Origin of the sequence: Leifsonia sp. EB41 (genome assembly GCF_041262565.1) — a bacterium.
Classification (GTDB): domain Bacteria; phylum Actinomycetota; class Actinomycetes; order Actinomycetales; family Microbacteriaceae; genus Leifsonia.
The window spans coordinates 3,739,451-3,752,715 of the sequence record NZ_JBGCCJ010000001.1 but is presented as its reverse complement, the minus strand read 5'-3'; the positions used below and the strand labels follow the sequence as shown (position 1 = coordinate 3,752,715).

Genomic DNA, 13,265 nt, shown 5'->3' with positions numbered 1-13,265 from the left:
CTGTGGAGAACCCGCCGCGGGGGGCGGGTGGTGTGAACAGGAGACACGTTCTGAATCTCCTTCCGATGGGGGTTTGGAAGGAGATTCAGGGTGAGTCGCGGGAAGTCCTCCTGTTTGCGGGGGGGCGTGGGTGGGGTGGGGCGGGTGGGGCGGGTGGGGCGGGGTGGGGTGGGTGGGGGTTAGTCGGCGGGGTCGGCGGTGCGCTCGTCGGTGCGGGTGGGGTCAGGGACGACGGGGATGGCGTCGGTGAACTGGGAGGCGCGCTGCTCCTTCTCGGGGGTGCCGCCGAAGAGGCGGCCCTCGGCCTCCTGGGCCCTGCGGGCGCGGGAGCTCGGCACCTGGGTCTCCGGGGTCTCCACGATCTCCACGCGCTTGCGCGGCAGCGCGGCGTCGGAGTAGCGCTGCATCCAGTCGATCAGGCGCTCCCGCACGTAGCAACGCAGGTCGAACAGGGTCGGCGCGTCCTTGCCGGTGACCAGCACGCGCACCCGCACCCAGCCCTGCGTGGCGTCGGTGACCTGGAGGACGCCGGTGCGGCCGTCCCACAGGTCCGTCGCGGCGAGGATGCGGTTCAGCTCCGCACGCATCCCGGCCGGCGACACCCGCCAGTCGAGGTCGAACTCCACCGCGCCGAGCAGCTCGCTGTGCTGGCGCGTCCAGTTCTCGAACGGCTTCGTCGTGAAGTAGGTCGACGGCAGCACCAGCCGGCGGTCGTCCCAGATGTGCACCACCACGTAGGTGAGGGTGATCTCCTCGATGGTCCCCCACTGCTGCTCGACCACCACCACGTCGTCGATCCGGATGGCGTCGCTGAAGGCGAGCTGAATGCCGGCGAACAGGTTCGCCAGGCTCGACTGCGCGGCGACACCGGCGATCACACCGATGATCCCCGCCGACGCCAGCAGGCTGGCCCCCGCCGCCTGCAGCACGGGGAAGGTCAGCAGGATCGCGGCCAGCCCGATCACGACCGCCGCGACGACCGTCAACCTCCGCAGCACCAGCACCTGCGTGCGCACCCGGCGGGCGTACCGGTTGTCGGGGACGTCGACGCGGTAGCGGGCGAGCCCGAGGTCCTCGGCGAAGACCACCAGCGCCGCGAGGAACCAGGTCCCGGTGGCGATCGCGAGGATCAGGAACGCATGCTGGATGACTCCCGTCCAGTACAGCGGCACGTCGAGCGGCAGCGTCAGCGTGACCGCGATCCACAGCACGATGACCGCCAGAAACAGCCGGAATGGCACCCGCGCGCGCTTCGTCAGCACAGCGGGCCATTGGCGATGGCGGCCGACACCGCGCAGGATCAGCCCCACGATCGCCGTCACCACCACGGCGGCGACGATGGCGATGAGGCACGCGATCACGAGTGAGGGCCAGGTTCGCAGTGGCACGGCGGAGGACTCCTTCCCTGGTCTGCCGGGTGGACGACCTGCACTGTACGCGGGAGGCGACGGGACCTTAACCTCAGGGGCCGTCGGAGCGTTAGTCTGGGTCGTCTGGGGGCGTGGCCGGCGACGGCCGCGAAACCTGTGCGGGACCGCCGGCGACGATGCGAGGAGCAGGGATGACAGCGACACGGACACTCTTCATCGGCGGCACGGGGGTCATCAGTTCCGCGTGCGTCGCCCGGGCCCTCGAGCAGGGCCACGAGGTCACGGTCGTGAACCGCGGGAACAGCGATCTTCGCCCCCTCCCGGACGGCGTCGAGGTGCTGCACGCCGACATCCGCGAGGCGGACAGCGTGCACCACGTGCTCGGCGAGCGCAGCTTCGACGTCGCGGCGGAGTTCCTCGCCTTCACTCCGGAGCACATCCGCACCGATTTCGACCTGTTCGAGGGCAGGGTCGGCCAGTACGTGTTCATCTCCTCGGCGTCGGCCTACCAGACCCCGCCCGCGCGGATGCCGGTGATCGAGTCCACCCCGCTGCGCAACCCGTTCTGGCAGTACTCCCGCGACAAGATCGCGTGCGAGGACCTCCTCGTGGAGGCGTACCGCGAGCGCGGTTTCCCGATCACGATCGTGCGCCCGTCGCACACCTACGACCGCACCATGATCCCGACCAGCGGCCACTGGACCGACCTGGAGCGGATGCGCCGCGGGGCGCCTGTCGTGGTGCACGGCGACGGCACGAGCCGGTGGACGATCACGCACAACACGGACTTCGCGGTCGCGTTCGTCGGGCTGCTGGGCCGCCCGGAGGCCGTGGGCGACTCCTTCCACATCACCTCGGACGAGGCGCCGACCTGGGACCAGATCTACTGCTACCTCGCCGAGGCGCTCGGTGTGGAGGCCGAGCTCGTGCACGTCGCGAGCGAGACCATCGCCGCCGTCATCCCCGACCTCGGCCCCGGCCTCCTCGGCGACAAGGCGCACTCGATGCACTTCGACAACGCCAAGGTGAAGGCCCTGGTGCCCGAGTACCAGGCCACCGTCACCTTCGCGCACGGCGCGGGCGAGATCGTCGACTGGTACCTCGCCGACGCGTCCCGCCAGCGCCTCGACCCCGACCTCGACGCGGCGTTCGACCGCCTCGTCGACCACGCGCGCTCAGCGGTCTGACCGGCACACGCCGACCTGAACTCCACGAGGGGCACGTTGTTGTCGCTTTCGCACGCCGGAAGTGACAACAATGTGCCCCTCGGTGATTTTGGGCTGGGCTCTTTACTATAAAGAAACTTTCCTGATACATTCTGGCCATCAGATCGTTCCGACGAGGGGATGACAATGGCCGACCGACCCGTCCGGGGAACCCCGGGGTGGCTCCGCGAGACCAACGACCGCACGGCACTCGCCCTGCTGCTCGAGCACGGGGTGCTGACGCGCACCCGGATCGGCGAGCTGTCCGGGCTCTCCAAGCCCACGGCCGCGCAGATGGTCTCGCGGCTGGAGACGGCCGGGCTCATCCACGTGGTCGGCGAGGTCTCCGCCGGCCGCGGACCCAATGCCGCCGGCTATGCGGTGCGCACCGACCGGATGCTCGGCGTCGCCGTCGACATCGACGCGACCTCCATCCGCTCGACAATCGTGGACGCCGCGGGAGCCGAGCACCCCATCGCGGTCACCCCGCTCGCCGCGCGGGCGCCGGAGGCCGACCTCCGGCTCGCGATCGACGCCGCCTGCGACGCGGCCTCCGTCGACGCCGGGCGAGTGCGCGCCGTCTGCGTGGGCGTCCAGGGCGCCCTCGACCCGCGGACGGACGAGCTCACCTACATCGAGACGCTCCCCGGCTGGCCCAAGCGGGGCATCCGCCGCCGGCTGGAGGACGCCCTCGGCATCGCGGTCCACATCGACAACGACGTGAACCTCGCCGCGGTCGCCGAGCGCACCGACGGCGCGGGCACCGAGGCCGGCGGCTTCGCGCTGCTCTGGATGGGCGACGGCCTCGGCCTCGCGGTCGACCAGGCCGGCTCTGTCCACCGCGGCGCCTCGGGCGGAGCGGGCGAGATCGGCTACCTCCCGATCCCACGAACGGCAGCGGCCCTCGACCCGGGCGCCTCCGACCTCCAGGACCTCATCGGAGGCCCGGCCGTGTCCCGGCTCGCCGGCGCATACGGCCTGACCGACGACCTGCAGGGCGACGACAGCGCACGGGCTGCGTTGGTGGCCGAGCTCGCCCCGCGGGTCGCCGTCGGCGTCGTCCCCGTGCTCGCCCTGCTCGATCCGGAGCTGGTCGTCCTCGGCGGCCCGACCGGCGCCGCCTGCGGCCCCCGGCTCGGCGAGCTCGTCGCGGCAGAACTGCGCGACGCCTGGGGCGAGCGCGCCGTCGTCGCCACCGGCGTCGCCACCCACCCCGTCCTCCGCGGCGCCCGCGAGCATCTCCTCGGCGAGGTGCGCGAGGCGCTCTTCGACGAAGTGTCGCGCATCGCCGTCTGAGACGGCGCCGGCACCTCCGCACCACATCCGTCCACCCGAACATCACGAGAAGGATCAGCGAGGAACCACCCGTGAAACACCGTCAACTCATCGCCGCCGCCGCCGTCGCCACGGCCGCGGCGCTCGCCCTGGCCGGCTGCTCCGGCGGGTCCAGCGGCGCGTCCTTCCAGGACAGCACGCCGTCCGACCTGTCGGGCACCGTCTCGTTCTGGCACTTCTTCTCCGACCGGGAGGCCAAGGTCATCCAGTCGGTCGTCGACGACTTCGAGAAGAAGTACCCCAAGATCACGGTCGATGTGCACTCCGGCCAGGACGACGAGAAGCTGCAGAAGGCCATCGCCACCGGCAGCAAGGTCGACGTCGGGCTCTCCTACTCGACCGACATCGTCGGCAACTTCTGCACGAACGGAGCGTTCCGCTCGCTCAACAAGGTGATCGAGCGCGACAAGGTCGACCTCAGCCAGTTCAGCGACACCGTGAAGTCGTACACGGAGTTCAAGGGCAACCGCTGCGCGATGCCGATGCTCGCGGATGTCTATGGCCTCTACTACAACAAGAAGCTCCTCCAGGCGGCCGGATTCAGCGAGCCGCCCACGACGCTCGGCGAGCTGGAGTCGATGGCCGACAAGCTGACGACTTTCAACGCCGACGGCTCGATCAAGACCCTCGGCTTCAACCCGACGATGGGCTGGTACGAGAACTCGGCCGCCCACTACGGCCCGGCCGCCGGAGCCGAGTGGCTGAAGGCCGACGGCACCAGCGCGATCTCCTCCTCCCCCGGCTGGAAGGAGCTGATCGAATGGCAGAAGGCCTACGTCGACAAGATCGGCTGGGACAAGCTCAACGCCTTCACCTCGGGCCTCGGCCAGGAGTTCTCCGCCGACAACGCCTTCCAGACCGGCCAGGTGGCGATGAACATGGACGGCGAGTACCGCACCGCGTTCATCGACGACCAGGCCAAGGGGCTCGACTACGGGACGGCGCCGTTCCCGACCGCCGACGACCACACCGACCTCTACGGCGGCGGGTACATCACGGGCAACATCATCGGCATCTCGAAGGGCTCGAAGCAGCCCGAGCTGGCCTGGGCGCTGCTGAAGTACCTCACCACCGACACCGACGCGGTCGTGAAACTCGCCAACGGCCTGAAGAACGTGCCGACCACCAAGGACGCGCTCGCCTCGCCGAAGCTGGAGGTCTCGCCGCAGTTCAAGACGTTCCTCGACATCGCATCGAACAAGAACGTCATGACCACGCCCGCCAGCCCGCTCGGGGCCGGCTACCAGAACACCTTCCAGGACTGGTGGAACAAGTACCAGAGCCAGGGCGGCGACATCGACGCCGGGCTGAAGTCGGTCGACAAGCAGATCAACGACGCCCTCGCCCTCTCGACGGGTCCGTGAGCTCGTGACCGTCACGGCTCGAAGCGCGGGGCGGGCGACCGCCCGCCCCGCGCGGCCCTCCCGCAGCCGGCGGCGCCGCAACCTGGTGACGCTGGCCCTGCTCGCCCCCGCGCTGCTGGGACTCGCGATCTTCTTCGTCTACCCTCTCCTCGCGTCGGTCTACTACTCGTTCACCCGATTCGACCTGGTGTCGCCTCCGCAGTGGATCGGCCTGCGCAACTACGAGTACCTGTTCACGCAGGACCCGAACGTCTGGCTCGCCACCCTGAACACGCTGTGGTTCGTGGTGATCTGGGTGCCGGTGAAGACCGGGTTCGCGCTCATCGTCGCCGGCCTCCTCGCCCGCGCGCGCCGCGCGTCCGGCCTCTGGCGGACGGTCTTCTACCTGCCGGCGCTGGTGCCGCCGGTCGCGAGCGTCGTCGCGTTCGTGTTCCTCTTCAACCCGGGAACCGGGCCGGTCAACCAGGTGCTCGCCTGGTTCGGGATCAAGGGGCCGCTGTGGTTCAACGACCCGGCCTGGTCGAAGCCGTCGCTCGTGCTGCTCGGGGTGTGGGTGATGGGCGACATCATGATCATCCTGCTCGCCGCGCTGCTCGACGTGCCGCGCGAGCAGTACGAGGCGGCCTCCCTCGACGGCGCCGGCGGCCTCCAGAAGGTCCGCTACGTCACGCTGCCGAGTATCTCGCCGGTGCTGCTGTTCGCCGTCGTCACCGGCGTGATCGCCGCGATCCAGTACTTCACGGAGGCCGCGGTCGCCTCCTCGGTGGCCAGCGGCAAGGCCGTGGTCGGCGAGGGCATCGGCAACACCCTCGGGTACCCCGACGGCTCCCTGCTCACCTACACGCAGTGGCTGTACGTGCGCGGCTTCGGCACCTACCAGCTCGGCTACGCGTCCGCGCTCGCCGTGCTGCTGTTCGTGGTCGCGGCGCTCATCCTCGTCCTGCTGCTGCGCCGCTTCAAGGCGTTCACCCCGGAAGGCGCACAATGACGTCCGCAACCCTGACCCCGGAGGCCCCGGCCTCTCCCGCTGCCCCGCAGCGGAGGATCCGCAGCCCGCGCTCGCTGCGCACCCGCCGCGTGCTCGGCTGGATCGCGGAGCACGCCGTGCTCATCGTGCTCGCCGTGCTGTTCGTCTCGCCCGTCGTGTTCGTGCTGCTCACCTCGCTGATGTCGAGCTCGCAGACCCTCACGGCCTCCCTCTGGCCGCAGCCCTTCGTCTGGAGCAACTACGTCACGGTCTTCACGACCGTGCCGCTCGCGCAGTGGTTCGCGAACTCGGCGATGTACGCCATCCTGGCCACGGCCTTCATGCTGCTCTCGTCGGTCCCCGCCGCTTACGCGCTGGCCAAGATCCGCTTCCGCGGCTCCGGCGTGCTGTTCACCGCGATCATCGTCGCGATGCTGCTGCCGCCCCAGGTCACCGCGATCCCGATCTACGTGATGTGGTCCCAGCTCGGCCTGACCGGGACGCTCTGGCCGCTCATCCTGCCGAACCTGCTGGGCGACGCGTTCTCGATCTTCCTGCTGCGCCAGTTCTTCCTGACCATCCCGCCGGAGTACTCGGACGCGGCGCGCATCGACGGCAACGGCGAGTTCGGGGTGCTCTGGCGGGTCGTCCTGCCGATGGCCAAGCCCGGGATCGCGGCGACCGCGATCTTCATGTTCTTCAACTCCTGGAACGACTACTACGGCCCGCTGCTGTACACGTCCGAGAACCCGGCCGCCTGGCCGGTCGCCTACGGGCTGGCGTCGTTCCGCGGCGTCCACGGCACCGACTGGGGGCTCACCATGGCGATGACCATGCTCGTCACCGTGCCCGTGGTGATCATCTTCTTCTTCGCCCAACGCGTGTTCGTGGAGGGCATCACACTCACCGGCGTGAAGGGATAGCTCGTGAAACTGGCCGTCGTGGGCGGAGGCTCCACCTACACCCCCGAGCTCGTGGACGGGTTCGCCCGGCTGCGCGACCTGCTGCCGATCGAGGAGCTCTGGCTCGTCGACACCGACCCGGAGCGGCTCCGGCTGGTCGGCGGCGTGAGCGAACGGATGTTCCGCGCTGCGGGGCATCCCGGCCGGATCGTGCCGACCTCCGACCTGGTCGCCGGCGTCGCCGACGCCGACGCCGTGCTCCTCCAGCTCCGCGTCGGCGGCCAGGCCGCCCGTCACGGGGATGAGACGTTCCCGCACGCGTGCGGCTGCATCGGGCAGGAGACCACCGGCCCCGGCGGCTTCGCGAAGGCGCTGCGCACCGTCCCCGTCGTCCTCTCGGTGGCGGAGGCCGTGCGGAGGCACGCCAAGCCGGGCGCCTGGATCGTCGACTTCACCAACCCGGTCGGCATCGTGACGCGCGCGCTGCTGCAGGAGGGCCACCGCGCGGTCGGGCTCTGCAACGTCGCGATCGGCTTCCAGCGCCGGTTCGCGGGCCTGCTCGGGGTCGCACCGGGCGACGTCGCGCTCGGGCACGTCGGCCTCAACCATCTCACCTGGGAGCGATCGGTCACCGTCGGCGGCCGGGACGTCCTCCCCGACCTGCTGGGCGCCCACCTCCCGCAGCTCGCCGAGGAGATCGAGCTGCCGGCCTCCCTGATCCGCCTGCTCGGGAACGTGCCGAGCTACTACCTGCGCTATTACTATGCCCACGACGAGGTGCTGCGCGAGCAACTCCACGCCCCTTCCCGGGCCGAGGCCGTGCGGCAGGTGGAGCGCGAGCTCCTGGAGCTGTACGCCGACCCGTCCGTCGACACGAAGCCCGAGCAGCTGGCCCAGCGCGGCGGGGCGTTCTACTCCGAGGCGGCAGTCGACCTGCTCGCATCGCTGACCAGCGACCGCGGCGACGTGCAGGTGGTCAACCTGCGCAACGACGGCACGCTGCCCTTCCTCCCCGACGACCACGTGATCGAGGTGCCGGCGGTGGTCGGCGCGGACGGCGTGCGCGCGGTGGAGGTCCCACCGCTCCCCGACGACCTCGCCGGGCTGATCGGCCACGTCGCCGGTTACGAGCGACTCGCGCTCGACGCCGCCGTCCACGGCGGGCGCGACCGGGTGCTGCGGGCGATGCTCGCCCATCCGCTGGTCGGGCAGTACGACCGCGCGGAGAAGCTCACCGACCTGCTCCTCGCCGACAACCGGGCGCACCTGGCATGGGCGCGATGAGCGGGGCGCAGGGGGAGGTCTCCCCGATCGTGATCGCCGTCGACGGCGGCGGATCGAAGACCGACGCGGTCGCGCTCGAACTGGACGGGACGGTCGCCGCCACCGCTCGCGGCGCCACCTCCAGCCCGCACCTGATCGGGATGGCCGCGACGGCCGCGCTGGTCGACGAGCTCATCGAGCGGCTCCTGGCCGAGACCGGTCCGCGCCCGATCGCCGCCGCCAACATCTACCTGTCCGGGCTGGACCTCCCAGCCGAGGAGGCCGAGTTCCGCGCGGGGATCGCCGGCTACGCCTGGTCAGACGCGGTGGTCGACAACGACCTGTTCGCGCTGCTGCGCGCAGGGACCAGCGAGCCCGACGCCGTCGCCGTCGTCTGCGGGACCGGCATCAACTGCGTCGGCGTGCGCTCCGACGGCGCGGTGGTGCGCTACCCGTCGCTCGGGATGACCTCCGGCGACTGGGGCGGCGGCTGGCACCTCGGCGAGCAGGCGCTCTGGCACGCCGCGCGGGCGGTGGACGGCCGGGGGTCGGCGACCTCTCTGGTCGAGGCCATCCCGTCGATCTTCGGGCTCGACGGCATCCCCGCCGTGATCGAGGCGCTGCACTTCGGGCGCCTCCCGAGCAGTGACCTCTCCCGCGTCGCCCCTGCCGTGCTCGCGGCGTCGCGCACCGGCGACCTGGTGGCGCAGGAGCTGGTGGACCGCCAGGCCGAGGAGATCGTGGTGTTCGCCGTGACGACGCTGCGGCGGCTCGGGCTCCTGGGGCGCGAGGTGCCGGTCGTGCTGGGCGGCGGCGTGATCGGGTCGCGCGACGAACGGTTGCTCTCCGGGGTGGAGCGCAGGCTCTCGGCGCGCGCTCCGCACGCGCGCATCCGCTTGGTCACCGCCGCGCCGATCCTCGGCGCCGCCCTGCTGGCCCTGGAGGCCGCCGGCGCGTCCGCCGAGGCGCTGGAGACCGCGACATCCAGCCTTCAGGACCGGCGCCCCGCGGTGGTTCAATAGCCGTACGAACAGGGAATTCAGCGCCGAACGCGAGCGGATGGTCGAGGAGCAGCTACGCCTCCGCGGGATCGAGGACCAGCGGGTGCTCGACGCGATGAGACGCGTGCCGCGGCACGAGTTCGTCCCGGAGGGCGCGGAGCGGTACGCCTACGAGGACCACCCGATGCCGATCGGCGACGGCCAGACCATCTCGCAGCCCTACATCGTCGCGCTCATGCTGGAGGCTGCGAGGATCGGCCCGGAGGACGCCGTGCTCGACATCGGCACCGGCTCCGGCTATGCGGCCGCGGTCGCCGCGGAGCTCGGCCACCGGGTGGTCAGCATCGAACGGCACGCCGAGCTCGCCGTCACCGCCGCTGCGACGCTGGAGGCGCTGGGCTACCGCGTGAACGTCGTGACCGGCGATGGGACGCTCGGCTGGCCGGCGGGCGCGCCGTACGACGTCATCGTCGCCGCGGCGACCGGTCCGACCGTGCCGCGGGCCTGGCCGGAGCAGCTCGCACCGGGCGGCCGCATCGTGATGCCGGTCGGGCATCCGGGAGGCGCCCAGCACCTGGCCGTGTTCGAGCGCGCCGCCGACGGCTCGCTGCGCGAGCGCAACCTCGGCGCCGTCGCGTTCGTCCCCCTCATCGGCGCCGACGGCTGGAAGCAGTGACGTTCGTGCCGAATGTCGCGTTTCGCCGCCGCATTCGCGACATTCGGCACGAATGCCGGCGCGGTCAGGCGGCGAGGGAGGCGTGCGCCGGTGCGCGCAGCGCGCCCAGCAGCGCGGTCAGCTGACCCGCGGGGGCGGCGGGGTCCTCGGGGTGCCACTGGACCGCGAGGATGGGGGCGGTCTCGTGCTCGATCGCCTCGACGTGGCCGTCGGGGGCGCGGCCGGTGACGCGGAGGCCTTCGCCCACGACATCCGCCGCCTGGTGGTGCGCACTGCGGACGGCGACCACGGGACCGCCGAGCAGCTCCTCCACACGGCTGTCCGGCTCCAGGAGCACGGGATGCGTGGTGAGCACCTCCGGGATGGGGACGCCACGGCGCACGTGGTCGGACTCCCCCAGGTCCTGGACGAGCGTGCCGCCGAGCGCGACGTTGACGATCTGCAGGCCGCGGCAGATGCCGAGCAGCGGGAGGCCGCGCTCGATCGCGCGGTGCACGAGCGCGAGCTGGGCGGCGTCCGCAGTCTCGCGGTGGAGGCTCTCGTGCGGGTAGCCCGCTGAGCCGCCGTAGAACCGCGGCGCGATGTCCTCGCCGCCGACGATCACCACGGCGTCGGCGCGCTCCGTGGCCGCCAGCAGGGCGTCCGTGCCGCCGTCGGCTGCGAGCCGGGAGACGGTCCAGCCGTCGGCCTCCGCGGCGCGGACGACTCCCCCGACGAGCACCTGCACGTACGCGTGGTACTCCGGGTCGTGGCCGCGGAAGCGCGTCGCCTCGACCACGGCGAGGGTGCGGGCGGCCGGGGACATGACAGCCATTCTGCGGCGGCCTGCGCTTCGGCGCACCCGGGCGCGTAACAGGTCGAAACAGTGACACGGCCGGGAGCGCGCTCCTAGACTCGGCTCGATGACAGGAAAGCTCGGGAGAGTGGGTGAATGTCTGTGCACCGTTCGCTGATCGGGCGTCGCGCGCTCCTCGCTCTCCTGCTCGCGGTCGGCGCGGTGTCCGCCCCGCTGGTGCTGTCCGCGCCCGCGGCACAGGCGGCGCGAACGGCGGACCCGGTCGACTTCGGCTCCGGGCACGTCGTGGACCAGGCGAGCGTGCTCTCGGACGCCGACGTGGACACGATCGAGGCGGCGTCGGCCTCCCTGTACAAGGACCACGGCATCCGCCTCTACGTCGTCTACGTCGACCAGTTCACCAACCCCACCGACGAGGAGGACTGGGCCAACGAGACCGCCGCCCGCAACGGCCTCGGCCCGACCGACTACCTCCTCGCGGTCGCGACGGACGGCCAGTCCTACTACCTGTCCGGCGACAGCAGCGGCCCGGTCAGCGACCGCGAGCTGACCACCATCGAGCAGACGCAGGTCGAGCCGAAGCTGCGCACGCAGGACTGGACGCCCGCCGCCGTCGCCGCGGCACAGGGACTCGGCGCGGCGGTCGGCGACAGCGGCGGGACTGTGATCTTCTGGGTGGCACTGGCGGTCGTCCTGATCGTCGGCGGAGTCGTGCTGTGGCTGGTCTTCCGGCGCAGGCGCGGCGCGAGGCAGATCGTGGAGCACAGGGACGAGCAGCACAGAGAGGGCGCAGCATGACGACTCTCGGCCTGGTCGGGGCCGGCCGGATCGGCAGCCAACTGGCCCGCCTCGGCATCGCGCACGGCTACGAGGTCGTCATCAGCAACTCGCGGGCGCCGCAGTCGCTCGCCGCGCTGGTCGGCGAGCTCGGTCCGCACGCGCGCGCCGGGACGGTGACGGAGGCCGTCCAGGCCGGCGACATCGTCGTCGTCGCCATCCCGCTGCGCTCGATCGCCTCGCTGCCCTCCGCCGCGTTCGCCGGCAAGGTCGTCATCGACACCGGCAACTACTACCCCGCCCGCGACGGTGTCATCCCCGAACTGGAGGACGGCCGCGAGACGGTGTCGGGGCTGCTGCAGCGTGTCCTGGCGCAGGCGAGCGTCGTCAAAGCGTTCAACCACGTCCCGGCGGCGAACCTGACCGCGGACGCCGCGCCTCCCGGCACTCCCGGCCGCCGCGCCCTCGCGATCGCGGGCGACGACGACGACGCGAAGGCCCTCGTCTCCGAGCTGCTCGACGAGTTCGGCTTCGACGTCGTCGACCTCGGCCCGCTCGCCGAAGGCTGGCGGTTCGAGCGCGACATGCCAGCCTACGGCCAGCATCTGACCGCCTCCGGCCTGCGCAGTGCGGCCGCGGCGGCGACACGGAAGGAAAAAGGATGAGCCCGGCATCGTTCCTCGTCGTACCGCAGTGGCAGGGCTCCGGCTCCTCCCGGGCGATGCGGCTGATCGACGGCGCGGAGGCCATCCGCGGCGACCTCCCCGCGAACGCGACCCACGCGGTGGCGGTCCCCGCGGCGGCGGGCGAGGCGCTCGGGACCGGCGTGCTGCGGTACTCCTCCCTCAGCCTGGTCCGCGAGCTCGCAGCCGCGGAGCTGGCGGTATTGGAGGCGCCGGTCGTCACGATCGGCGGCGACTGCGGCGCCGACCTCGCCGGCGTGCAGCACGCGGTGGAGTCGAATCCGGCCGGGTCGGTCGCGGTCGTCTGGTTCGACGCTCACGGCGACCTCAACAACGTGTCGACCTCGCCGTCCGGCGCCTTCCACGGCATGGTGGTGCGCTCCCTGCTCGGCGACGGGCCGGACGGGCTGGCGGCGACCGGCGCGGCGCGCCTGCACCACGAGCAGCTCGTCCTCGCCGGAACGCGCGCCCTCGACGACGGCGAGTCGGCGTTCGTGGAGCGGATGGGCATCCGGGTGGTCGCGCCCGACGAGTTCGAGGACCCGCAGGCGCTGGTGCGCGCGGTGGAGGCGACCGGCGCCACGTCCGTGTACCTGCACGTCGACCTCGATGTGCTCGACCCGGCAACGATCGACGGCATCGGGTTCCCCGAGCCGTTCGGGGTGTCGCCGGAGCAGCTCACGGACGCCATCCGGGCGCTGCGCACGCGGTTCGAGCTGGCCGGGGCGGCGGTGACGGAGTTCGCACCGGAGTCGCCGGACGCGGCGGGGCGCGACCTGAGCGTGATCCTGCGGGTGCTCGGGAGCCTGACGGCGCCGTTGAAGAACGGCGCGGCGGCCGGCAGCCCGGTCGGCGGAGGTTCCTCCACAGATCACGGGCCACGCGACTTATCCACGGATACTGCGCCGCCGGATGACGTCCGCTGA

The 13,265-nt window shown here is 71.6% G+C and carries 12 protein-coding genes and 1 pseudogene; 11 read left to right on the top strand and 2 right to left on the bottom strand.

Translation table 11 applies throughout. The annotated features are described in order from the left end of the window. Nucleotides 1–179 precede the first annotated feature (179 nt). Nucleotides 180–1,388: a mechanosensitive ion channel family protein gene (locus ABH923_RS18480; RefSeq protein WP_370056858.1), complete on the bottom strand. Its 1,209-nt coding sequence runs from the start codon at nt 1,386–1,388 to the stop codon at nt 180–182. Nucleotides 1,389–1,561: 173 nt separating this feature from the next. Here ABH923_RS18480 and ABH923_RS18475 point away from each other — a divergent pair, with 173 nt between their 5' ends. The 8 genes and pseudogenes from ABH923_RS18475 to ABH923_RS18440 form a co-directional block, all read left to right on the top strand. After that, entirely contained in the window at nt 1,562–2,557 is a 996-nt protein-coding gene (locus ABH923_RS18475; protein ID WP_370056857.1) for an SDR family oxidoreductase, read from the top strand. A gap of 165 nt (nt 2,558–2,722) precedes the next feature. After that, nucleotides 2,723–3,871, top strand: coding sequence for an ROK family protein (locus tag ABH923_RS18470; protein ID WP_370056855.1), 1,149 nt, complete (start codon nt 2,723–2,725; stop codon nt 3,869–3,871). Between the two features lie 71 nt (nt 3,872–3,942). Further along, nucleotides 3,943–5,274 (top strand): ABC transporter substrate-binding protein, encoded by a 1,332-nt coding sequence (locus ABH923_RS18465; protein WP_370056854.1) that lies wholly within the window; start codon nt 3,943–3,945, stop codon nt 5,272–5,274. Nucleotides 5,275–5,278: 4 nt separating this feature from the next. Next, nucleotides 5,279–6,262 (top strand): carbohydrate ABC transporter permease, encoded by a 984-nt coding sequence (locus ABH923_RS18460; protein ID WP_370056853.1) that lies wholly within the window; start codon nt 5,279–5,281, stop codon nt 6,260–6,262. Continuing rightward, a complete protein-coding gene (locus ABH923_RS18455; protein ID WP_370056851.1) occupies nt 6,259–7,164 on the top strand; it encodes a carbohydrate ABC transporter permease in 906 nt (301 codons plus the stop codon). Before ABH923_RS18460 ends, ABH923_RS18455 begins: the two co-directional genes overlap by 4 nt. Before the next feature lie 3 nt (nt 7,165–7,167). Further along, entirely contained in the window at nt 7,168–8,427 is a 1,260-nt protein-coding gene (locus tag ABH923_RS18450; protein WP_370056850.1) for a 6-phospho-beta-glucosidase, read from the top strand. Further along, on the top strand, nt 8,424–9,428 hold the full coding sequence (locus tag ABH923_RS18445; protein WP_370056849.1) for an N-acetylglucosamine kinase: 1,005 nt from the start codon (nt 8,424–8,426) through the stop codon (nt 9,426–9,428). Before ABH923_RS18450 ends, ABH923_RS18445 begins: the two co-directional genes overlap by 4 nt. A 22-nt stretch (nt 9,429–9,450) precedes the next feature. Further along, nucleotides 9,451–10,083, top strand: a pseudogene (locus ABH923_RS18440) (protein-L-isoaspartate(D-aspartate) O-methyltransferase); the annotation flags it as partial. A 64-nt stretch (nt 10,084–10,147) separates the two neighbouring features. On the opposite strand, the gene ABH923_RS18435 reads toward ABH923_RS18440, so the two are convergent. After that, nucleotides 10,148–10,888 carry a gamma-glutamyl-gamma-aminobutyrate hydrolase family protein gene (locus ABH923_RS18435; protein ID WP_370056848.1) on the bottom strand — a complete coding sequence of 247 codons (741 nt, stop codon included), beginning with the start codon at nt 10,886–10,888 and terminating at the stop codon, nt 10,148–10,150. A 126-nt stretch (nt 10,889–11,014) separates the two neighbouring features. Between ABH923_RS18435 and ABH923_RS18430 the strand changes: the two genes are divergently transcribed. Genes ABH923_RS18430 through ABH923_RS18420 form a run of 3 tightly spaced genes read left to right on the top strand, consistent with a single transcriptional unit; the run spans nt 11,015 to nt 13,265 of the window. After that, entirely contained in the window at nt 11,015–11,677 is a 663-nt protein-coding gene (locus ABH923_RS18430; protein WP_370056847.1) for a TPM domain-containing protein, read from the top strand. Beyond that, complete coding sequence (locus tag ABH923_RS18425) at nt 11,674–12,321, top strand: NADPH-dependent F420 reductase (protein ID WP_370056846.1); 648 nt, start codon at nt 11,674–11,676, stop codon at nt 12,319–12,321. Before ABH923_RS18430 ends, ABH923_RS18425 begins: the two co-directional genes overlap by 4 nt. After that, nucleotides 12,318–13,265 (top strand): arginase family protein, encoded by a 948-nt coding sequence (locus ABH923_RS18420; protein ID WP_370056845.1) that lies wholly within the window; start codon nt 12,318–12,320, stop codon nt 13,263–13,265. Before ABH923_RS18425 ends, ABH923_RS18420 begins: the two co-directional genes overlap by 4 nt.

Coding starts and splice junctions, on each gene's coding strand:
- ABH923_RS18420 (WP_370056845.1), top strand. CDS start 12,318: ATGAGCCCGGCATCGTTCCTCGTCGTACCGCAGTGGCAGGGCTCCGGC.
- ABH923_RS18445 (WP_370056849.1), top strand. CDS start 8,424: ATGAGCGGGGCGCAGGGGGAGGTCTCCCCGATCGTGATCGCCGTCGAC.
- ABH923_RS18455 (WP_370056851.1), top strand. CDS start 6,259: ATGACGTCCGCAACCCTGACCCCGGAGGCCCCGGCCTCTCCCGCTGCC.
- ABH923_RS18475 (WP_370056857.1), top strand. CDS start 1,562: ATGACAGCGACACGGACACTCTTCATCGGCGGCACGGGGGTCATCAGT.
- ABH923_RS18430 (WP_370056847.1), top strand. CDS start 11,015: ATGTCTGTGCACCGTTCGCTGATCGGGCGTCGCGCGCTCCTCGCTCTC.
- ABH923_RS18425 (WP_370056846.1), top strand. CDS start 11,674: ATGACGACTCTCGGCCTGGTCGGGGCCGGCCGGATCGGCAGCCAACTG.
- ABH923_RS18435 (WP_370056848.1), bottom strand. CDS start 10,888: ATGTCCCCGGCCGCCCGCACCCTCGCCGTGGTCGAGGCGACGCGCTTC.
- ABH923_RS18470 (WP_370056855.1), top strand. CDS start 2,723: ATGGCCGACCGACCCGTCCGGGGAACCCCGGGGTGGCTCCGCGAGACC.